The organism is Paenibacillus sp. 01T443 (assembly GCF_056398325.1).
Genome location: NZ_JBFTPE010000007.1, coordinates 130,475 through 151,287, shown reverse-complemented (window position 1 = coordinate 151,287; position 20,813 = coordinate 130,475). Strand labels below are relative to the sequence as shown.

Here is a 20,813-nt window from a genome sequence, read left to right as displayed (position 1 = left end):
GAAATGTGGACTTGCGAAAGAAAATACGCTGTATAAACTGCACTGTAGTACCTTGAGGGGAAGCAGCATGCAGCGTTCAAAGCTGAGACGGAGACGCGAAGTTTGGGTGAGAAGCTAAGCGAGAGGGAAATGTACGGTGCGCCAAGGCTAAGGTTGTCCAATATTGATTTCATAGAAATGAACGAGCCATAATATAAAAGTTTTTATCCCGTTTATCGTTTTGACAGAGCATAATTTACTATTTTTACAAACTAGCAGTAGAACATATACAGTCGAATCTTGTAAAATAGTGTCAAAGTCTGTTTTTCAATCGGGAAGGGGAATTTTAGTTGAATCGCTTGTTAACGAGAATGGTATTATTTTTCTCCACTTTAATTTTGCTTGCAGGAGTCATACTCGGTATGACTATTTATCGATCGTCGACGGGGTTGGTTGAAACGTCATTGGGTGCACAAGCGCAGCTTGTCGCCGAGAATGCGGCGAAGCTGGTGGATTTGAAGGCTTATTCCGAGCTCAGCGCAGCTGCTGTGGAGACCGAATATTACACGAAGCTGCGAGGACAGCTTAATGAACTGCGAGAAATGAACGGATTGAAATATTTATATACGCTGGCTAAGGCCGAGAAGGAAGGCAAGCCCGTTTATTATTATGTCGTTGACGGTGCTTCAGAGGACGTAGATCCGGAGGATTTCTCGGCGCTTGGCGATCCCGAGGAAAATGAATATCCAGGCATGGTCAAAGCCTTTGCTGAAGGCAAGCCGCAAATTGGAGAATTAACGAACGATGCCGAATACGGGGCAACGATTACCGCGTATGTGCCCTTAAAGAACGAGGCTGGCGAGCTGCTTGGCGTGGTGGGCGCTGATTTTGACGCAACCAAGGTCTATGCGCTAATGGATGAGAACCGCAAGGCGGCCCTATATGTGACAAGCGCCATTATTGCAGCAGGCATCGTACTCGTCTTTTTGCTGGCAAGCTATTTGACGAGACCGCTGCTTCAGCTAACCTCGCAGGTTGCCAGGGTTAGAGAGGGCGACATGACCGTTGCCATAAAGACAAGCCGAAAGGATGAAATCGGACACCTGGCCAAAACCTTCGAGCAGCTCGTATCGAATACACGAACTGTCATTAGAAGCATGAGGGACAATTCGGAGCGTCTGCTCCAAACCTCGGAGGGTGTCTCAAGCCATGCGCGAAGCACAACAGAAGCGAGCCGATTGATAGCCTCGAGCATTCAGGATGCTTCGGGCGGTGCGAACATACAAGTCATTAGAGCGGCTGATATGACCAAAGCGGTAGAAGGTATGACGCACAGCATGCTGCGGATTACGGAATCGGCTGCGATTGTGTCGGATGTCGCGCAGGAGACGATGGAGCAAACCGAGCGCGGCAATGAGTTAATCGTTCATGCGATGGCGGAAATGGAGTCTATCCACTACACGGCTGCACAAATGCTGGCAGCAACGAAGCGCTTGGAGAGTCGTTCAGGCGAGATCGGGGAAATTACGAATGTGATGGCGGGCATTGCGAAGCAAACGAACTTGCTTGCCTTAAACGCGGCTATCGAAGCTTCGCATGCGGGAGAGAACGGCAGAGGATTTGCTGTCGTAGCGGAGGAGGTGCGCAAGCTGGCTGCCCAATCCCAAGTTTCGGCAACTCAGATTGGCGAGCTGATCTCGGCGATTTTGGAGCAAACCACGCAGCTGTCTTCCGATATGGAGACGAATACGCAGAAGGTGGAGTCAGGGCTTCATCTTGTGAAGGATGCGGGAGCGGCTTTCCAGTCGATCGTGACGGGGCTGGAGCAAGTGAACGTTCAACTGCAGGAGGTGTCTGCGGCCTCGGAAGAGGTATCCGCCGAATCAGAGGAAGTGGCGGCATCGGTCGAGGAGATGGAGCGGATTTCACGGCAGGCAGCTCAGCATTTCGAAGGAATCGCGATTAACTCCGGTGCGCAGATCGTTTCTATGGATGAGGTTAGCTCTTCGGCTGAGCTGATCCGTTTAATGACTGATGAGCTGACATCGCTGAATAAGCGTTTTATAGTCTAGCGGATCATAATTCACAAATTTTATAATTTAATCCGGTGTAAAGGTATAGGAATAAGGAACACTTAAAGTTATAATGGTTTTTAGTATATAATCAATAAAAGGATACGGGCTGCTAACGACTGTTAGGCTCATCCGACAAATAACCTTTAAGGAGTACTCGAAATGACTAAAACGCTTATTTTCGGGCACAAAAACCCGGATACCGACACAATTACATCAGCTATTGCTTACGCTGAGCTGAAAACAAAGCTAGGTGCTGACGTTGAGGCGATTCGTCTTGGAGACGTAAACGGTGAAACCCAGTACGCACTTGATTACTTCGGAATCGCGGCACCTCGTTTGATCGAGAACGTTGCTGACGAGACGGATACTGTTATTTTGGTTGATCATAATGAGCGCCAACAAAGCGCGAACGATATCGATAGAGTACAAGTGCTAGAGGTTATCGACCACCACCGCATTGCTAATTTCGAGACAAGCGCGCCGCTTTACTTCCGCGCTGAGCCTGTAGGCTGCACAGCGACAATTTTGAATAAATTGTACAAAGAAAACGGCGTAGAAATCCGTAAAGAAATTGCCGGCCTTATGCTGTCTGCAATCATTTCCGATTCCTTGCTCTTCAAATCGCCGACTTGCACGGATCAAGACGTTGCAGCTGCTCGCGAGCTTGCTGAAATTGCTGGCGTTAACGCAGAAACCTACGGACTGGACATGCTTAAAGCAGGCGCAGACCTAAGCGACAAAACGATTGCACAGCTGATCTCCCTTGATGCGAAAGAATTCTCGATGGGCAGCTACAAAGTTGAAATCGCACAAGTAAACGCGGTAGATACAAACGATGTTATTTCCCGTCAAGCAGAACTGGAAGCGGCTCTTAACGATATTATCGCAACAAAAGGACTTGACCTGTTCCTGCTTGTCGTTACGGATATTCTTAACAATGATTCCGTAGCGCTTGCACTCGGCGCGCAAGCATCGGCTGTAGAGAAAGCTTACAACGTAACTTTGTCCGATAACAAAGCGTTATTGAAGGGCGTTGTATCCCGTAAATCGCAAATCGTACCTGTTCTTACAGAAACGTTAAGCAGCCTGTAAGAAGCGGAGCGGCTGATGCCGTTCATCACATAAAAAAACAGCAGTCTGAAGCTTGGTTTTCAAGTTTCAGGCTGCTTTTGTTTTGTTATACTAGATCAAGAAGGAGCGGATCAAATGTTTAATATAACCGAGTACAGCGCTGAATTAATGAAGGATCCTTTTGGCATTTTGAGCGGAACGAGGTATGAATTCATACTCGATCTGGCTGTGGAAGAGGATGATGAGCTTTATCAGGAAGAGGGCGTCACGCTACGCGTCATTTATGTCATAGACGGGGATACGACCAAGATTGCCAAATATGAGTTTTTGACGACTTCCACGAATAAATACATTGATTTTGAACTGGAAGAGGAAGAAGAGAAAATGGTGCTTTCGTTCTGCAAGGAGCATTTTGAGAAGCCCCAAGAATAAAGGAACTCGCATGATGCATGGACATACATAACGATGAACAAAGCTTCGCGAATAGAGCCCCTGGTCGGCTCTATTCGCATAGCTTGCCGTTGCAGCAATAAGATCGATAACGGGAGATGAATAACCATGGAAAGCGCGATTAAGAGGAAGCTCACGGATCAGGAAATGACAGCGATTACAATTAAAAATTTAGGTAAAGCTGCAGCAGCTGTGAAGGAGCTGACGGATGGCTGGGCTAACGCGGCATATCTAGTAACGCTGGAGGATGGGAAATCGGTCATCGTGAAAGCGGCTCCGTCTTCGAATACGAAGATGATGAGCTACGAGCAAGGGCTTATGCAAGCGGAGGTGGGCGTTCTGCGTCTTGTGAAGGAAGCCGGCGTGTTGCCCGTTCCTGCTGTTTATGCACATGATGCTACCGAATCGCTTGTTGATTGCGAGTATTTCATTATGGAGATGCTGGAGGGCGAGCCTTACAATAAGGTGAAGGATGGTCTTACTGAAGATCAGCGAAATAAAATTGATTATCAGCTTGGCGTGTATAACCGCCAATTAAACGAGATACGCGGGGAACGGTTCGGTTTATATGCGGCAGCCCTGGAGGGGAACTCCTCCTGGAGAGAAACGTTCCATAAATTACTGCTCGGCGTTCTCGCTGACGGTGAAAGCGAAGGGGTTCGCTTGCCGGCGGACTACGATACGATTCGTAACGAGACTGCGCTTAGAATAGGCGTGCTGGATGAGGTCACAGAACCGAGGCTGCTGCACTGGGATTTATGGGACGGCAATGTATTTATAAAGGACGGGACCATTTCTGGCATTATTGATTTTGAGCGGGCGCTTTGGGGCGATCCGCTGATGGAGAACTATTTTAGCCATTTCAATCAGTCTGCATCCTTTCTCGAGGGCTACGGCATAGGGAAACTTTCACCGGAGCAGCAAAGCCGCAGAGCACTCTACGATCTTTATTTGGATCTTATTCTATGCATAGAGTGTCCGTTCAGGCAGTATGAGGATCAGAATCACTTACGGTGGGTGCAGGATAATATGGAGCAGGGCTGGAAGCGTTTTTTGGAATCCAAAAGCTTATAGGTTTTTAGACAGCCGTTACAGCTTGGAAAAAACCATGGCTTAACTAAAGTTGGCAACGAGGAGGAGAACGCCTAGAGCCAGCACCCAAATCAGCGGAATCATTGCGATGGTTACCGCTGTTTTCATTTTATTGTAGCGGTACAGCACCCAGCTTATGATAATGGACAAAATGAGCGCCACAGGATAAAGCCAATTGACAATAAAGAGTAAAACAGGCCAAAACACATTTTCGGTGCCGGGGTTATCGAACATCATCACGGACATTAACGCAACAAATAACCAAACCAACGTAAAGAGCCCGAAAAAAATCTGGCTAATTAGCATCGTTAAAAAAACTTTTTTATTTTTCATATTATAAAATCCCCCCGCTTTATATTAAAGCAAGCATTTGTTTTTGCACAAGAGAAATGTTACTTTCTGGCACTCCCTTTCTCCCCTTTGTTATTTGTCACCCCTTAACCGCATAAAATTCAAAAAAGGCTATTTTTTGCAAGGCTTGCAGAAAGGAGCAGGTGATGAACAGGGCACAGAAGGATATTGAACTGGCAGAGCAATACGGCGCCCATAATTATCATCCCCTGCCGATTGTCATTAGCAGTGCAGAGGGTGTTTGGGTGCAGGATCCGGAAGGCGCGCGCTATATGGATATGCTGAGCGCTTACTCGGCTTTGAATCAAGGACATCGTCATCCCCGCATTATTGAAGCGTTAAAGGAGCAAGCGGATAAGGTTACCCTTACGTCACGCGCCTTTCATAATGAAGCTTTGGGCGTTTTCTGCGAGAAGCTTGCCGCTTATACCGGAAAGGAACGCATTCTTCCTATGAATACAGGGGCTGAGGCGGTCGAGACGGCGATAAAAGCGGTAAGGCGCTGGGCTTACAGCGTCAAGCATATACCCGAAAATCAAGCGGAGATCATTGTTTTTGAAGGCAATTTTCACGGAAGGACGCTGACGATTACCTCATTCTCCTCAAGCGAGGCTTACCGGCAGGGGTTCGGACCCTTCACGCCAGGATTTCGGATCGTGCCCTATGGAGATATCGAGGCGCTAAAAACGGCAATTCAGCCGAATACGGCTGCGGTGCTGATTGAGCCGATTCAAGGCGAGGCAGGCATACGGATTCCGCCGAATGGATTCCTTGCAGCGGCAGCTAAGCTGTGCGAGGAGCAGCAGCTGCTGCTTGTGGCAGATGAGATTCAAACGGGCTTTGGGCGCACAGGACGCAAATTCGCTTGCGATTGGGAGGGAATCATTCCCGATATTTACATTATGGGCAAAGCGCTTGGCGGAGGAGTCATGCCCGTATCGGCGATTGCGGCGAATGCGGGCATCATGGACGTGTTTGATCCAGGCTCGCACGGCTCGACGTTTGGAGGCAATCCGCTGAGCTGCGCCGTTGCCATTGCTTCACTCCAAGTTATCGAGGAGGAAGAGCTGGCGGACCGTTCGCTTACGCTTGGGAGCTATTTCATAATTAAGCTTGCAACGCTGCAGCATCCGGACATCATTGAAATTAGAGGCCGCGGCCTATTCATTGCCATCGAGCTGTCCGTACCTGCTAGGTCCTATTGCGAGAAGCTGATGCTGGCAGGTCTGCTCTGCAAGGAAACGCATGAATTCGTCATCCGGCTGGCGCCTCCGCTCACCATAACGACGGATGAGATTGATTGGGCATTTGAGCGGATTCAGGAGGTCTTCCATAACAACGCTTTGGCAGGGGAGTGACGGCTATGACCATTCAAGAGGTTGCAATCGTTGCGGTTCCTTTTGGAAAAGGGGCCGGTACCCCCGGAGCGGAGCTTGGTCCGGCACATATTTTGCATGCAGCAGCGCTTGCCGATAAGCTGACGGAGCTGAATATTGCTTTCCGATTAGCCGGGGAAATCAGCCTGGTCTCGCCTTTGCCGCCGCTGAAGTCGGCGAATGCCAAGCATTTATCTGAAGTGCATGACATAAGCAGCAGGCTGTCAGACCGCGTATCGGACATCGTAGACGAGGGCGCATTCCCGCTCGTTCTTGGCGGTGATCACAGCATCTCGATCGGGACGGTCGCGGGACTGGCGGAGCATTATGCGAACCTTGGCGTCATTTGGTTTGATGCCCATTCGGATTTGAACACGGAGGACACAAGCCCCTCCGGCAATATCCATGGCATGTCGCTTGGCATCAGCCTTGGGCGAGGGATCCCGCTGTTGACGAGCTTGAGGGGGATTTTGCCCAAAATAAAGCCGGAGCATGTCGCGATTGTTGGCGCCAGGTCGCTCGACGCTGGAGAAAAGGCATATATTCGCTCGTTAGGCATCGCTTGTTATACGATGCATGACATCGACCGGCTGGGCATTGCGCGGGTGATGGAGAAAGTCATTGGACAGATGAAGCAAACGACGGACGGCGTGCATGTCAGCTTCGATATCGACAGCCTTGATCCCATTGAGGCACCCGGTACAGGGACGCCTGTCCGGGGAGGCCTCAGCTATCGGGAGGCGCATCTTGCGCTGGAGCTCCTGTTCCAGTCGGATATCGTAACTTCGGCGGAGTTCGTAGAAGTCAACCCAAGCCTCGACCATAATGATCAGACGGCTAAGCTAGCGGTGGAGCTGATCGGCTCGCTGCTTGGCGAGCAGATTTTGTAAAGGATGAATCGATTCGAATGGATAGGAGGGATACGCCTATGCGGGAGCCATTTCAGAACGAACCTTTTACCGATTTTAATGTAACCGACCATATCAACGATTTCCAGGAGGCGCTGCGCAAGGTAGAGCTGGAGCTCGGCCGGGAATATATGCTGAAGATTGGGCCTGACCGTATCGAAACGATACAAAAGCGGAAATCGATTAACCCTTCGAATGTGAAGCAGATTGTGGGCATTGTATCTCAAGCAGACACGAATTTTGCGCATAAGGCCGTTCTCGCGGCTGCTGCTGCGTTTGAGGATTGGAAGAAAGTGACGCCTCCCGCCAGAGCAAGAGTGCTTTACAAGGCGGCAGCCTTGCTGAGACGGCGCAAGCATGAATTTTCTGCATGGCTTGTGTACGAAGCGGGCAAAAGCTGGGCTGAGGCCGATGGAGATACGGCTGAAGCGATTGATTTTCTGGAATTTTACGGTCGAGAAATGGAGAGACTGGCCGAGCGCCAGCCGCTGGTGCCTTTAACAGGCGAGGATAACGAGCTTGTCTACATTCCGCTTGGCGTGGGCATCATTATCCCGCCCTGGAACTTTCCGCTTGCCATACTTGCGGGCATGACGATGGCGGCAGTCGTTGCCGGCAATACCGTGGTTCTGAAGCCAGCCAGCGCTACCGCCGTCATTGCCGCCAAGTTTATCGAGCTGCTGGAGGCTGCGGGACTGCCGGACGGCGTGGTGAACTTCCTGCCGGGAGCGGGCAGCGAGGTGGGTGATTTTCTGGTGGAGCATCCATTAACCCGCTTTATCTGCTTTACGGGCTCCAGGGAGATCGGTTTGCGTATCAACGAAAAGGCGTCTATTAACCAGCAGGATCAAAGATGGATCAAACGGATCGTGGCGGAGATGGGCGGCAAGGATACGATTATCGTGGATGAGGATGCGGATCTTGATCTAGCCGCGGATGCGATTACCGCCTCCGCCTTTGGTTATGCCGGCCAGAAATGCTCCGCCTGCTCGCGGGCGGTCGTGCATGAGCTGGTCTATGAAGAGGTTATTGAGAAGGTTGTGGAAAGAACGAAGCAGCTTAAGCTTGGGAAGGCCAACGAGCAGAGCACCGATGTGGGACCTGTCATTGATGAACGAGCTTATATGAGTATATTAAAATATATCGAGGTTGGTCGCAGCGAAGGCGTTATCGTGCAAGGAGGGACAATTGGAGACAGCAGCGGTTATTTCATTGAGCCGACGATTGTCAGGGATGTGGCCCCTTACGCACGTATTTCCCAGGAGGAAATATTCGGGCCCGTCTTAGCCTTTATCAAAGCCGATAACTTCGATGCGGCGCTTGATATTGCGAACAATACCGAATATGGCTTAACGGGCGCGGTTATCTCGCGGAACCGCAGCCGCTTGGAGCAGGCACGCGAGCAGTTCCATGTAGGTAATCTTTATTTGAATCGGAAGTGCACGGGCGCTTTAGTCGGCGTCCATCCCTTTGGCGGCTTTAATATGTCGGGTACGGATTCGAAAGCAGGCGGACGCGATTACTTGCTGCTCTTCACGCAGGCGAAGGTTGTGTCAGAGAGGTTCTAACGGTTACTTTCGAGCGGATAGGGCCATCAAATCGCCAATCCGCTCGATTCCTCTCGTTATGTTCTCTTCGTTCACGTTCGTCACGTTTAGCTTCAATAGATTAGTTCGCTGAAAATCAGACAAGTAGTCACGATCCACGGTGTCAACGAGAATCGATTCCTTGCGTAAATGTCTGATAAGCTGCGGGACTGAAATCGTTCGATCCAGCACAATATGAGTATGGGTAATCGGCTGTTTGGAGCGTTCATATGAGAAAGCGCCGCTGCTTTGAGAAGCTGCCTGCACGAGAGACGAATCGAGAAGCTTGGCTCTTACCGCGTAGCGATCGCGAATATTGCTGCGGTGACGATCGAACATGCCGCTGCGCAAATAGATTTCAAGCGCGGCTTGCGAGAGCATGGAGCTGTCGATGTCATTTTGTTTTTTGAACAATCGAAAGAGTTCGGCAAGGCTGTCAGGGATAACCGCGACACCGATGCGCAGGCCTGGAAATATAATTTTCGAGTAGCTTTTCAGGTAAATGACATGGGACGAGCCGTCGTAGGCAAATACCGGATCGGCCTTGCTGTCCTGCTCAAAGTCAGCCAAGTAGTCATCTTCAATAATATACACATCGTATTTGGAGGCCAGCTTGGCGAGCAGCTTCTTGTCCTCTCGCGAATAAGAGCAGCCAAGCGGATTGTGAAAGCGCGGCATCGTATAAAAAAACTTAATATCCTCCGTACGAAATAGCTCCTCCAGCCTGTCAAAATCAATCCCGTCCGCATGACGCTCAATGCCGATAACCGGCACGCGGCGCGTTTCCAAATATTCAATAAAGAGATGGTAGCCAGGCTGCTCAATCAGCACTTTGTTTTTTCCATTTGGAAAAGGCATAACCGCAAGCAGCGACAGCGCCTGCTGGATTCCGGATACGATAAACACGTTCCTCTCCGGCGTGAAAACCTGATAGCTTGCTAATTGCTTGCACACGATGTCCACAAGGGAATCCATTCCTTTGGCCGTGCCGTACATGAATAAATCCTTTTGATAGGTATCGATGGCTTTATTGATGCAGTGCTGAAAGTCCAAGTAAGGAAACAGTGCGGGATCGGGAGCTGCAGCGGCAAAATTCAAAACGCCATTCGCTTCGCTTGGCGCAATCTGGCTTCCTTTCACCACATAATAGCCGCTCTTCGGCATTGCATAGACCAGATGCCTTTTCTCAAGCTCCTCTAATGCTTTGACAATCGTGCTTATGCTGCAGCCAAAATGCTTGGAGAGCGTGCGAATTGAAGGCAGCTTTTGTCCGTCCCGATAAGGCTGCTTTGAGAGCAGCTCCTCCAGCTGGCTCATGAGCTTTAAGTAGATGTACACGTGCAAGCTCCTCTCTATCGGTTCCGTTTTAGTGCATTTCGAATAGTGTAGCATGCGAGGCGGAGGAGATGTGCTAAACCTGCTATTTTCTTGCCTAAAATGCCTCGAATTTGAAAGCTGTTTTTGATTGGATGATGCTGTGGAATTTTTCCCGTTAATTGAACTAACGGATAAACAAGCAAAGCGCCGAAAGAGTCAGCTTGGAAAGTTTGGCTATACTTATTCATTACGGTGACAGGACTCCCCATGTTGGTTAGGATGATAGAAGAATGGGAAGAGAACGTGGCTGGACGGGGGGGATAAGCAAGTGAAAATAAATAAGCAAAAATGGATCATTGAAGCGGACATTTTTAGGATGCAAGCCGCAATGGAAGAGGGCTGGCTGAGCTCGGAAGAGCTGGTCACGCTGTACCTGGAGCGGATCGGGACACATGATCCGCTGCTTCGGTCCCTACTGGAAATCAACCCGGATGCGATTGACATCGCAAAGGCTTTGGATAAGGAACGGGGCGAGACCGGAAGCCGGGGGAGCTTGCATGGCATTCCGATTTTGCTGAAGGATAATATCGATACGCGGGATCGGCTGCACACGAGCGCAGGCTCAGTGGCGCTGGCAAACTCTAACGCCGCCGAGGATTCTGCCGTAGCTGCGAGACTGCGTGCCGAGGGTGCTGTAATACTGGGAAAAACAAATATGACCGAGTGGGCTAACTTTATGTCAGGGTCGATGTGGGCAGGCTACAGCTCCAGAGGCGGGCAGACGCTTAATCCTTATGGCCCGGGGGAGCTGTTTATCGGCGGTTCGAGCTCCGGGTCAGCTGCCGCGGTTGCCGCCAATCTGGGAGCGGCTGCAATCGGAACGGAAACCTCCGGCTCGATTATCAGCCCGGCATGCCAGACAGCATTGGTCGGCATTAAGCCTACGATTGGATTAGTCAGCCGAGCAGGCATCATTCCGATTACGAACAGCCAAGATACAGCCGGACCCATGGCGAGAACGGTAACCGACGCGGCTATTCTCCTCGGAGCGATAGCAGGGGCGGATGAGCGGGACCAGGCAACCGCGGCGGGAGCGAGGCACGCGCAGCAAGACTACACATCCTTCTTGGATGCCAGCTATTTGAAGCAAGCCCGGATCGGCGTTCCGCGCTTTTATTATAAAGATTTAGACGAAGACAGGTTAGCGGTCATAGAGCGAGCCATCGAGGCTTTAAAGGAATCAGGCGCCGCCATCATTGATCCCGTGGAGCTGCCATGCGAGCAGGTTGATTGGGACTGGCATGTACTGCGGTACGAGTTCAAAAAATACCTGAATGATTATTTGGCAAAGCTGGATGAATCGGTACCCGTCCATTCGCTGCAGGAGCTGATTGCCTACAATGAAAGGTTTGCCGAAATCGCATTGAAATACGGTCAAGGCACTTTGATCTGGTCAGAGGAGACGAGCGGAACGCTGACGGAGCCGGAGTATATGGAAAGCCTGCGCAGAAATAAAGAGCTGGCCGGGAAGCAAGGCATTGACGCTGCTTTGGAGAAATATCGGTTGGATGCGCTTCTGTTCCTCGGCAACGAGGGCGGCGACGACCTTGCCGCAAGGGCGGGTTATCCTGTCATAACAGTACCCGGTGGCGATGCCGAGCAAGGAATCATAGCGCCGGGCGGCTATGTGACCAAGGGGCCGCAGGGCATTTCCTTTATCGGCACCGCCTTCAGCGAGCCGACGCTCATTAAGCTTGCGTACGGATACGAGCAGGCGACGAAGCACCGGTATCCGCCTTCAGCATTTAACTAACGGCCATAGGCCAATAAAATAGGCGCAAGCAGAGACTCTGAGGTCTCATGCTTGCGCCTATTTGCTGTTTGGTCTGTTAGCAGCGCCTACAGCCGGATTTTAAACGATTTTTTCGTTAACGGATAAAGCCATTTCACGCCGCTCGGCGTAAGGGTATCCGCTACGAGATGGGATAAATAACCGAGCATCGCAACGATTGCGATCCCTTCGAGCTGAAGCTGGTTTTCCAGTCCCCAGCCGATAGCTCCCCAAATCGGGACAGCCCATACCGTATGCGTCATGCCGCGATGCTTCAGCCATGGCACCCAAGCGGCAAACAGCCCAAAGCCGATAAGCCAGTTCATCTGATAGTAATAACCGGCATACATGACGATAATGCCGACGGCGCTGGCAAGCACATTTCGAATGACGCCTTGTTTAGCGACCAGGCCAAGCAGGAAGACAGCGCCGGCAACCCCGATGTACAAGGGGGACGGCGTGCGGTCAGTGAAGAAATAATAGCAGATGATGCCTGCAAGCAGGAAGCCTGACCACAGTGTAAACTCGCGAATAAGCTTGGATATTTTGCTGAGCTTGGCGCTTAGCATGCTGGGGCCGTCAAGATCGGCGCTTAAAGCAGAGAAGCCCGCTACTGCAATGTAAATAGCGGCATTCTCCAAGGTAAAGGGAAAATAAACGGAAGCGGCGGCGCCAACAGCGGCTCCAATGGCCAAATGGGTCTTTCCTGTCATAAATCCTCCTGTGACTGACGATGTGTAGTTGCGAAATTGCAGTCTATTTTAGTTGTTCGCGGTTAACCTGTTCGTTGCGTGCCATTTGCTCCAGCTTTTCTACGAGCCGGTCATGTGACGGGTCTTTTTTGCCGAATCCGAATATCCGCTTCCGTTTTTGCTGCTTGAGCAATTGAAGCAGATAAATCTTTTCTTTCAGCGTAAACATGTTGGCCTAGAACCTCCTATCTAGTCAGCTTGCCGGTAATCGTTGTTTCCTTGCGGTAAACGCTTGGCGTCATGCCCGTGCATCTTTTGAATAACGCATTAAAGGAATGAATGTCCCTGTAGCCGACCATCTCGGCGATGGCGCTGATTTTGAACGTAGAGCCGCGAAGCAGCTCTTGGCTTTTTTGGATGCGTAAATTTTGCAGGTAGCGGTAGAAGCTCTGCTTCGTATGCTGCAGAAAAAGCCGCTGCAGATGCCGCTCGCTCCAGCCGCTTGCCTCCGCAAGCTTAGCAAGCGTCAGCTCCTGATTATAATGCTGATCCAGCTCATTCAACAGCATATGAAAAGACGTTTGCTGCGCCACCTGTGCCGGGTTGTCATGCTCCATCGAGCGCTGCAGCGTAACGAGCAGCTGCAGCAGAAGGGAATGCAAGTAATCCGATGAGCCGGTCCGAGGAAGCTCATATTCACGGTGCATCGATCGAAACAGCTTCTCGAATTCGTCATTATTATCCATGCAGGAATAATAGGGACAATGCCCGTTCTCCATATCATTCAAAAGCTGCGCGATGCGGTAATCCGAAGCGAATGGACTAAGCTTATGCAGCAGCAGCGGAGAAAAGACGCAGTTGAATACGCCCAAAGGGCTGCTCTTTTTGTTTGTGGAAAGCGGTCGAAACACATGCGAAATACCGATGGGAATGAAAAAAACCTGCCCTTTGCTCACCTTATGTACTTGATCCCCGATGTGATGGTAGCCCGTTCCTTCAGCAATATATACGCATTCAAGAAAATCATGATCATGATAAGGGCTCATAATGCTTTCGACGGCGCGATTGACGTAGAGCAGCAGGTTCTTCTGAAAAAAGTGCTCGCCACGGTACGTTTCTACGGGATGGTTCATGCAGCGCTCTCCCCTAGGAAAATTTTTCAGCCTCTTGCGGAAATGTCCGGATTACCCCATGCTTTTGTCCTTTTCACCTGTAAATATTTAAAACTGCTTTCATATAATTATAGAGGAAAGCAACGTGGCAAGGAAGGCGAACACTCGAAAAATGACGCGGGCACGGACGGGAAACTAGCAAAGTGCAACAGTATAAACGAACTTTAGGAGGAATAAAGCATGTTCGAGACGAGAGGACTGCGCTGTGAGTATCAGGAAAACCCGATTGGAATTGGTGTGGCAAGGCCTCGGCTGAGCTGGAAGCTGCAATCGGATGAGCGCGGGGTGAGACAGATTGCCTATGAAATCGAGATAGCCGGCGATGCGGAATTTGCTTCTGTCATTTGGAAGTCGGGGCGAATGGATTCTGATCAATCGGTGCTTGTGGAGCTGCAAGCCTTTCAAGCGGAATCATGCAAGCGCTATTACTACCGCGTTCGGGCATGGAATCAATTGGGGGAGCAGTCACCGTGGTCAGAGACGGCCTTCTGGGAGATGGGGTTGCTCAGCCCGGAAGAATGGTCAGCGGAATGGATTGCCGCGCCGCTTGCGCTGCTGCCTGTCGAAGCCGAGCCCTCACCGCTGCTAAGAAAGAGCTTCAAGCTTGCAGGCACGGTGAAAGAAGCGCGGCTGTATGCGACGGCACTGGGGCTTTATGAGCTGGAGCTTAATGGACGGCGGGTGGGCGACAGCTATTTTACACCCGGCTGGACGAGCTACAACCATACTTTGCAAACGCAGACGTATGATGTGACAGCGCTGCTAGAGTCAGGAGAAAATGCGATAGGCGCATGGCTTGGCAATGGATGGTATAAAGGGAATTTGGCATGGGGCAATCAGCGCTGCCTGTATGGCGATCAATTGGCGCTGCTGCTGCAGCTGCGGGTCGTGTATACCGACGGAACGGAGGAGCTGATCGTTTCGGATGACAGCTGGAAGGCTGCTGTCGGTCCGATCCAGCTGTCGGAGATTTATCACGGTGAAACCTACGATGCGCACCTTGAACGGAAGGGCTGGAGCACAGCTGCCTATGAAGAAAACGGAGAAGGCTGGCAACCCGCCGTTGTGATCGAGCATGGGCTGGATATGCTGAAGCCGCAAATAAATGAGCCCGTGCGCAAGCAGGAGAGATTAAAGCCGATTGCCCTATTTACGACTCCGAAGGGAGAGCGGGTGCTTGATTTTGGCCAAAACATGGTCGGCTGGGTTCAATTTGAGGTAGAGGGAACGGCAGGAACGGAGGTAACGCTGCTGCACGCCGAGGTTCTGGATAATGAGGGCAATTTCTACACCGAAAATTTGCGGGCGGCCAAGCAGAGCATTCGCTACGTACTAAAAGGCGGAGAGCGTGAATCCTTCGAACCGCGGTTTACCTTCCAAGGTTTCCGTTACGTGCAGCTGCTCGGATTTCCGGAGGAGTTGGATCTGGATGATTTTACAGGCGTTGTTCTGCATTCGKATATGGAGGAAACGGGGCATTTCGCATGCTCGGAGCCGCTCGTCAATCAGCTTCAGCACAACATCAAATGGGGCTTAAAGGGTAACTTTCTTGACGTGCCGACCGATTGTCCGCAGCGCGATGAACGGCTAGGCTGGACTGGTGACGCACAAATGTTCATTCAGACGGCTTCCTATTTAACGAACGTTGCTCCTTTCTTCACCAAGTGGCTGCGCGATTTGAAGTCCGAACAAGGCGAGGATGGCGGCGTTCCATTCGTTATTCCACATGTGCTGAAAGAGCAGGATCAATCCTCGGCGGCTTGGGGTGACGCGGCTGTTATTTGTCCATGGATCCTTTATGTTTGTTACGGCGACAAACGAATTTTGGAACAGCAATTTGACAGTATGGCGGCATGGGTTTCGTATATTCGGAGACAGGGCGAAAACGAGTTTTTGTGGAATACGGGCTTTCACTTTGGCGACTGGCTCGGGCTCGATGCCAAATCCGGCGATTACATAGGCGCAACGGATCGTGATTTCATCGCGACGGCCTTTTATGCGTACTCGGTATCGCTGGTTCGGAAGACGGCCGCGATCCTGAATAAATCTGAGGCAGAGGCGGAATATCAGGAGCTATATGACCGAATCGTATCCGCATTCCGGGAGGAATTCGTAACGGCATCGGGGAGGCTCGCCGTTCCGACGCAAACGGCTCAAGTGCTTGCCCTGATGTTTGGCTTGCTTGACGAGACTGCCGAGAAACGGGCCGTCGAGAAGCTGTCCGAGCTGCTGAAGCAAAGTGATTTCCATCTGACGACCGGCTTCGTGGGCACGCCATATTTAAACCATGTGCTCAGCGCTTACGGCCAGAACGAGATTGCCTATAAGCTGCTGCTTCAACAGACCTATCCATCCTGGCTTTACCCGGTGACGAAGGGCGCAACGACCATTTGGGAGCATTGGGACGGAATCAAGGAGGACGGAAGCTTCTGGAGCAAGGATATGAACTCTTTCAACCACTATGCGTACGGCGCCATTGGCGATTGGATGTACCGGACGGCAGCAGGCATTCAAACGGTAGAGGAGGCTCCCGGCTACAAACAGATAATCATTGCACCGCAGCCTGGCGAGGGGCTGACCTGGGCGGAAGGAAGCTTGGAAACTCTTTACGGAACCGTCAGCTCTAAATGGAACAAATCAGAGAATGGAGCCTATACGCTGGACGTGACCATACCGCCGAATACGACGGCAAATATTCGGCTGCCGGACACATCGGCGGAATCCAAGGTTACCGAGAGCGGGGCCTCACTCAGCGAAGCTGCGGGAATAAATGCGGTACATGCGGCAGCGGATGGCCTTACAATCACGGCTGGATCAGGCAGCTACCAGTTTGCGTGGTAGGGAATTCATGCACGGCATAGGCAGCAGGCAGCGGATCAGGCTCACCCCCTTACTCTAAAACATGGTATAATGTGCTTCAGGACAAATAGGGTTGGTGGGATGAAAAATGGATAATCAAGTTGCCGCGGCATGCGATGATACATGCGCAGGCTCTGAGGTAAACATAGAGAATGTAAAAAGCAAATTGATTCCGGAGACAACCGCTGCCCAGCTGGCAGATCTGTTCAAGGCGCTGGGCGATCCAACGCGGGTGAAGATGATCCATGCACTCGTCCAATCAGAGCTCTGCGTTCATGACCTGACCGAAGTGCTCTCGATGGGTCAATCAGCGGTTTCCCATCAGCTGAGGCTGCTGAGGAATATGCGTATCGTAAAGCGGAGAAAGGTCGGCAAAACGGTTTTCTACTCGCTTGATGACGATCATGTGGAACAAATCTTTTTACTGACGCTTCAGCATTTAAAGCATGAATAATAGATTTTGGAAAGGCTGCTCTTCAGGTTAATTACCTGTTGGGCAGCCTTTTTTTGAGGAAAACAGTCGTCCATTTAGTGTAGGGACAAAATGTTATTTATTTTTAGTAAAAAAACAGTATAATTTTACTTATCTCATCCGTTCTATTGTCATGGATCAAGAAATCTGGCATATTGAAAGTAACGAGGGCATTGAGGCTGCGCTTTGGCTCTTGCATAGCGCGGCTGCGGCCTGCAGGAAGGAACGGAGTATGGCTACGATTAAGGATATCGCACAAAAAGCAAAGGTTTCAATCGCAACCGTATCGCGGGTGCTTAATTATGATCCCGGCATTTCGGTAGCGGACGAGACGCGCAAACGGATATTTGAAGCTGCGCAGCATTTAAATTACAAGACACTGCGCCAGCGCAATGGCTTGGCGGTCAAAGATCGTTACCGGGTTGGACTTGTGAACTGGTACTCCGACCAGGAAGAAATGCTTGATCCGTATTATTTGGCTATTCGGCTTGGGATCGAGCGGGAATGCTTTCAGCGGCAAATGGATCTGGTTAAATTGTTTTTGCGGGGAGAACCTGCAGGGAAAGAGTGGCCTGGGGAATCGTTTGACGGCATGATCGCGATCGGCCGTTTCGAGAAGGAAGACTTGGATCGTTTTCCAGAGGGTCTGGAAAATATTATATTTGTGGATTCGTCTCCTGATGATAACCGGTTCGACTCGGTCGTGATCGATTTGCGGAAGTCGGTTTCAGAAGTCATCGATTATTTAATTGGGCTTGGACATACGTCGATCGGCTATATAGGCGGGCATAACTTCGTGAACAATAAACGCGTGCGCGATGAGCGCGAGCTTGTATTCATGGAGCGGCTTTCCGCTGAAGGGCTGTTCGATGCCGAGCTGATTTTTACGGGCGAACATTTATATTCCGAGGAAGGCTATAAGCTGATGAAGCAGGCGATAGCCGAAGAAAAGCTGCCAACGGCTTTTTTTATCGAAAATGATTCGATGGCAGTCGGTGCGCTTAGGGCGCTCCATGAAGCGAAACTGCGGGTGCCGCAAGATATTTCAATGGTGGGCTACAACGATATTGCGATTTCGGCATTTTTGCAGCCGCCTCTTACGACAGTAAAGGTCCATATGGAGCATATGGGCGAGACGGCGGTCGAGCTTCTGGCGGATCGATTGGCTGCGAAGCGGGAAATAGCGAAGAAGATTGTATTGCCGACGAGGCTTCAAGAGCGCGAGAGCAGCGGCAAACCGACGCAGCTGTAATCGGTAATAAGCGGTGTCATATAGGATGAATGGCAGTCGAATTTGAGCGGAGGTGGCAGGCTTTGTCATTGTTGCTGAACGGACAAAATGTACTGCCTGCGGTTCATAAGCTGAAAGATGTGGAGGCTGTTCTTGCCTCCCCTTTTTCATATATGGTGCTGCTGGGCGGGCATTTGGGACAACTGAAAAATATCGTTGACTTAGCAAATCAGCATGGGAAAAAGGTACTGCTGCACGCCGACCTGATCGACGGCTTGAAAAACGATGAATATGCGGCTGAATTTCTTTGCCAATCCATACGACCAGCAGGCATTATCTCTACACGCTCAAGCGTGATCGGACGTACGAAGCAGAATGGACTTATTGCGATACAAAGGCTCTTTCTAATCGATTCGGATGCGTTAGAGCGAAGCTACACGGTGCTGGACAAGAATCGCCCCGATTTCATAGAGGTGCTTCCGGGCGTTATACCGGATATTATAAGCGAGGTTAAGCAGCGGAGCGGTATCCCAATTATTGCGGGCGGCCTTATCCGAACGCAAGAGCATGTCAAGCAGGCGATTGAAGCGGGTGCCTCAGCGATAACGACATCGCGGAAGGAGCTGTGGAAGCCTGCGGAGTAAAGCAAGAATGAATGGATGAAGGAGGAATAGGAATGGAAACTTATATGCTTTCGCTTGATCAAGGGACAACAAGCACGAGGGCGCTGCTCGTCGATCGAAGCGGTGCTATCGTTAATATGGCTCGCGAGGAGCTTCCGCTCCACTACCCGCATCCGGGGTGGGTCGAGGCGGACGCGTTGTTTATATGGGAATCGACGAAGAAGGTAATCGCCGAGGTTATGGCTAAAACAGGCATTACCGCTGACCAAATAGCAGGAATCGGAATAACGAATCAACGGGAAACGACGGTTGTGTGGGATAAAGCAACGGGTCAGCCGGTGTATAATGCCATCGTATGGCAATCCCGTCAAACGGCAGGCATCAGCGACAGGCTTAAGCAAGATGGCTATGAGCAAGTCTTCCATGAGAAGACCGGTCTGCTTATTGATGCTTATTTTTCAGGTACGAAGGTGAACTGGCTGCTGGAGCAGGTCGAGGGATCGCGGGAGCGCGCCGAGAATGGTGAGCTGTTATTCGGTACGATCGATACTTGGCTCATATGGAATCTAACGGGCCGGGCGGTGCATGTAACGGATGTATCCAATGCGGCTCGAACGCTAATGTTTAACATTCATGAGCGCTGCTGGGATGACGAGCTGCTTCGAATTTTGCAGGTTCCAAAAGCGATGCTGCCGGAAGTTCGTTCATCTTCAGAAATTTATGGCCAGTTGGATGAGAAGCTGTTTGGCTGCTGCATTCCTGTAGCCGGAGCGGCTGGCGATCAGCAGGCAGCATTGTTCGGCCAAAATGCATATGAAGAAGGAAGCACGAAAAACACATACGGCACCGGCTGTTTTATGCTTATGAATACAGGCACAAAAGCGATTGTATCCGAGAAAGGACTGCTAACGACGATTGCTTGGGAGGTAGACGGCAAGCTCGAGTATGCGCTTGAAGGCAGTGTGTTTGTCGCCGGAGCTGCCATTCAGTGGCTTCGTGACGGTTTAGAGCTCATCGAATCGGCCTCTGAGACGGAAGGGCTTGCAGAGCAGGTCGAATCTGCGGACGGTGTTTACGTCGTTCCTGCTTTCGTTGGGTTAGGAACGCCTTATTGGAACAGCGATGTCCGAGGAGCCGTTTTCGGTTTGACGCGGGGAACATCGAAGGCACATTTTGTTCGCGCGGTTTTGGAATCCTTGGCTTATCAGACCAAGGATGTATTATCCGTTATGGAGCAGGAATCAGGCTTGCCGCTGCAATCGCTGTCAGTGGACGGCGGAGCGGTGAATAATAATTTGCTCATGCAATTCCAAAGTGATCTTCTCGGCGTGCCGGTAGAGCGTCCGGTTATCAATGAATCCACTGCGCTTGGCGCTGCGTATTTGGCGGGGCTTGCGGTTGGATTCTGGAAAAACCGTCAGGAGCTTGCGGAGCTAAGGCAGGTCGATAAAGTATTTGTCCCGGCGATGGAGGAAGAGAAACGTGATGCTCTATACGCTGGCTGGCATCGTGCGGTCAAAGCGGCCATGGCTTTTGCGCAATAATTATGCTATAATGTATCCAAGTTAATAACGGTTGGAGACCAGGAGAAACCACGATGACCGCTTCCAAACCCCTTTAGGGGGCCTCGGAAGCGGTTTGAGTGGTTTTTTTGTTTATATTTTGGGTTATTCGCGAGTAGCCGGCGGCATCTGGCAGAACACTATCAATATTAGGACCGGGAGGAAA

18 protein-coding genes are annotated in these 20,813 nt (G+C 50.8%); 13 read left to right on the top strand and 5 right to left on the bottom strand.

Going from position 1 to position 20,813, the window contains the following annotated elements; translation table 11 throughout:
• The first annotated feature begins 401 nt into the window (after positions 1–401).
• From AC1DLI_RS12895 to AC1DLI_RS12880, 4 genes are all read left to right on the top strand, one after another.
• A complete protein-coding gene (locus AC1DLI_RS12895) occupies positions 402–2,051 on the top strand; it encodes a methyl-accepting chemotaxis protein (RefSeq protein ID WP_477603116.1) in 1,650 nt (549 codons plus the stop codon).
• 162 nt (positions 2,052–2,213) lie between these two features.
• On the top strand, positions 2,214–3,146 hold the full coding sequence (locus AC1DLI_RS12890; RefSeq protein WP_477603114.1) for a manganese-dependent inorganic pyrophosphatase: 933 nt from the start codon (positions 2,214–2,216) through the stop codon (positions 3,144–3,146).
• Between the two features lie 114 nt (positions 3,147–3,260).
• Positions 3,261–3,557 (top strand): DUF6509 family protein, encoded by a 297-nt coding sequence (locus AC1DLI_RS12885; protein ID WP_477603112.1) that lies wholly within the window; start codon positions 3,261–3,263, stop codon positions 3,555–3,557.
• A gap of 126 nt (positions 3,558–3,683) precedes the next feature.
• Positions 3,684–4,649, top strand: a complete 966-nt coding sequence (locus tag AC1DLI_RS12880) for a phosphotransferase family protein (protein ID WP_477603111.1) — start codon at positions 3,684–3,686, stop codon at positions 4,647–4,649.
• Positions 4,650–4,688: 39 nt separating this feature from the next.
• Here the strand turns inward: AC1DLI_RS12880 and AC1DLI_RS12875 are convergent, their stop codons facing one another.
• The gene (locus AC1DLI_RS12875; protein ID WP_477603109.1) at positions 4,689–5,000 is read right to left on the bottom strand and encodes a hypothetical protein; all 312 of its coding nucleotides are present in this window, start codon (positions 4,998–5,000) and stop codon (positions 4,689–4,691) included.
• 164 nt (positions 5,001–5,164) lie between these two features.
• On the opposite strand from AC1DLI_RS12875, the gene AC1DLI_RS12870 reads away from it, so the two are divergent.
• The 3 genes from AC1DLI_RS12870 to pruA are packed head-to-tail and all read left to right on the top strand — an operon-like array spanning position 5,165 to position 8,870.
• A complete protein-coding gene (locus tag AC1DLI_RS12870; protein ID WP_477603107.1) occupies positions 5,165–6,376 on the top strand; it encodes an ornithine--oxo-acid transaminase in 1,212 nt (403 codons plus the stop codon).
• 5 nt (positions 6,377–6,381) lie between these two features.
• Positions 6,382–7,284 (top strand): arginase, encoded by a 903-nt coding sequence (rocF, locus tag AC1DLI_RS12865; RefSeq protein ID WP_477603105.1) that lies wholly within the window; start codon positions 6,382–6,384, stop codon positions 7,282–7,284.
• Positions 7,285–7,322: 38 nt separating this feature from the next.
• Positions 7,323–8,870 (top strand): L-glutamate gamma-semialdehyde dehydrogenase, encoded by a 1,548-nt coding sequence (gene pruA / locus AC1DLI_RS12860; RefSeq protein WP_477603103.1) that lies wholly within the window; start codon positions 7,323–7,325, stop codon positions 8,868–8,870.
• A gap of 3 nt (positions 8,871–8,873) precedes the next feature.
• Here pruA and AC1DLI_RS12855 read toward each other — a convergent pair whose 3' ends face one another.
• Positions 8,874–10,205: an aminotransferase-like domain-containing protein gene (locus tag AC1DLI_RS12855; RefSeq protein WP_477603419.1), complete on the bottom strand. Its 1,332-nt coding sequence runs from the start codon at positions 10,203–10,205 to the stop codon at positions 8,874–8,876.
• A gap of 376 nt (positions 10,206–10,581) precedes the next feature.
• Here AC1DLI_RS12855 and AC1DLI_RS12850 point away from each other — a divergent pair, with 376 nt between their 5' ends.
• Positions 10,582–12,018 (top strand): amidase family protein, encoded by a 1,437-nt coding sequence (locus AC1DLI_RS12850; protein WP_477603417.1) that lies wholly within the window; start codon positions 10,582–10,584, stop codon positions 12,016–12,018.
• 86 nt (positions 12,019–12,104) lie between these two features.
• Here the strand turns inward: AC1DLI_RS12850 and AC1DLI_RS12845 are convergent, their stop codons facing one another.
• From AC1DLI_RS12845 to AC1DLI_RS12835, 3 genes are read right to left on the bottom strand one after another with little or no spacing between them, the layout of a single operon-like run.
• Positions 12,105–12,749 (bottom strand): metal-dependent hydrolase, encoded by a 645-nt coding sequence (locus AC1DLI_RS12845; RefSeq protein ID WP_477603101.1) that lies wholly within the window; start codon positions 12,747–12,749, stop codon positions 12,105–12,107.
• Positions 12,750–12,792: 43 nt separating this feature from the next.
• Positions 12,793–12,957 carry a hypothetical protein gene (locus AC1DLI_RS12840; protein ID WP_477603099.1) on the bottom strand — a complete coding sequence of 55 codons (165 nt, stop codon included), beginning with the start codon at positions 12,955–12,957 and terminating at the stop codon, positions 12,793–12,795.
• Positions 12,958–12,973: 16 nt separating this feature from the next.
• Complete coding sequence (locus tag AC1DLI_RS12835; RefSeq protein ID WP_477603097.1) at positions 12,974–13,861, bottom strand: AraC family transcriptional regulator; 888 nt, start codon at positions 13,859–13,861, stop codon at positions 12,974–12,976.
• A gap of 219 nt (positions 13,862–14,080) precedes the next feature.
• Here AC1DLI_RS12835 and AC1DLI_RS12830 point away from each other — a divergent pair, with 219 nt between their 5' ends.
• The 5 genes from AC1DLI_RS12830 (at position 14,081) to glpK (ending at position 20,629) form a co-directional block, all read left to right on the top strand.
• The gene (locus AC1DLI_RS12830) at positions 14,081–16,741 is read left to right on the top strand and encodes a family 78 glycoside hydrolase catalytic domain (protein ID WP_477603095.1); all 2,661 of its coding nucleotides are present in this window, start codon (positions 14,081–14,083) and stop codon (positions 16,739–16,741) included.
• 106 nt (positions 16,742–16,847) lie between these two features.
• Positions 16,848–17,213, top strand: coding sequence for an ArsR/SmtB family transcription factor (locus tag AC1DLI_RS12825; RefSeq protein ID WP_477603093.1), 366 nt, complete (start codon positions 16,848–16,850; stop codon positions 17,211–17,213).
• 250 nt (positions 17,214–17,463) lie between these two features.
• Positions 17,464–18,483, top strand: coding sequence for a LacI family DNA-binding transcriptional regulator (locus tag AC1DLI_RS12820; protein WP_477603091.1), 1,020 nt, complete (start codon positions 17,464–17,466; stop codon positions 18,481–18,483).
• A gap of 68 nt (positions 18,484–18,551) precedes the next feature.
• Positions 18,552–19,106, top strand: coding sequence for a glycerol-3-phosphate responsive antiterminator (locus tag AC1DLI_RS12815; protein WP_477603415.1), 555 nt, complete (start codon positions 18,552–18,554; stop codon positions 19,104–19,106).
• 32 nt (positions 19,107–19,138) lie between these two features.
• Positions 19,139–20,629, top strand: coding sequence for a glycerol kinase GlpK (gene glpK / locus AC1DLI_RS12810; protein WP_477603089.1), 1,491 nt, complete (start codon positions 19,139–19,141; stop codon positions 20,627–20,629).
• The last annotated feature ends 184 nt before the right edge of the window (positions 20,630–20,813 follow it).

Coding starts and splice junctions, on each gene's coding strand:
- AC1DLI_RS12895 (WP_477603116.1), top strand. CDS start 402: ATGACTATTTATCGATCGTCGACGGGGTTGGTTGAAACGTCATTGGGT.
- AC1DLI_RS12890 (WP_477603114.1), top strand. CDS start 2,214: ATGACTAAAACGCTTATTTTCGGGCACAAAAACCCGGATACCGACACA.
- AC1DLI_RS12885 (WP_477603112.1), top strand. CDS start 3,261: ATGTTTAATATAACCGAGTACAGCGCTGAATTAATGAAGGATCCTTTT.
- AC1DLI_RS12880 (WP_477603111.1), top strand. CDS start 3,684: ATGGAAAGCGCGATTAAGAGGAAGCTCACGGATCAGGAAATGACAGCG.
- AC1DLI_RS12875 (WP_477603109.1), bottom strand. CDS start 5,000: ATGAAAAATAAAAAAGTTTTTTTAACGATGCTAATTAGCCAGATTTTT.
- AC1DLI_RS12870 (WP_477603107.1), top strand. CDS start 5,165: ATGAACAGGGCACAGAAGGATATTGAACTGGCAGAGCAATACGGCGCC.
- rocF (WP_477603105.1), top strand. CDS start 6,382: ATGACCATTCAAGAGGTTGCAATCGTTGCGGTTCCTTTTGGAAAAGGG.
- pruA (WP_477603103.1), top strand. CDS start 7,323: ATGCGGGAGCCATTTCAGAACGAACCTTTTACCGATTTTAATGTAACC.
- AC1DLI_RS12855 (WP_477603419.1), bottom strand. CDS start 10,205: ATGAGCCAGCTGGAGGAGCTGCTCTCAAAGCAGCCTTATCGGGACGGA.
- AC1DLI_RS12850 (WP_477603417.1), top strand. CDS start 10,582: ATGCAAGCCGCAATGGAAGAGGGCTGGCTGAGCTCGGAAGAGCTGGTC.
- AC1DLI_RS12845 (WP_477603101.1), bottom strand. CDS start 12,749: ATGACAGGAAAGACCCATTTGGCCATTGGAGCCGCTGTTGGCGCCGCC.
- AC1DLI_RS12840 (WP_477603099.1), bottom strand. CDS start 12,957: ATGTTTACGCTGAAAGAAAAGATTTATCTGCTTCAATTGCTCAAGCAG.
- AC1DLI_RS12835 (WP_477603097.1), bottom strand. CDS start 13,861: ATGAACCATCCCGTAGAAACGTACCGTGGCGAGCACTTTTTTCAGAAG.
- AC1DLI_RS12825 (WP_477603093.1), top strand. CDS start 16,848: ATGGATAATCAAGTTGCCGCGGCATGCGATGATACATGCGCAGGCTCT.
- AC1DLI_RS12820 (WP_477603091.1), top strand. CDS start 17,464: ATGGCTACGATTAAGGATATCGCACAAAAAGCAAAGGTTTCAATCGCA.
- glpK (WP_477603089.1), top strand. CDS start 19,139: ATGGAAACTTATATGCTTTCGCTTGATCAAGGGACAACAAGCACGAGG.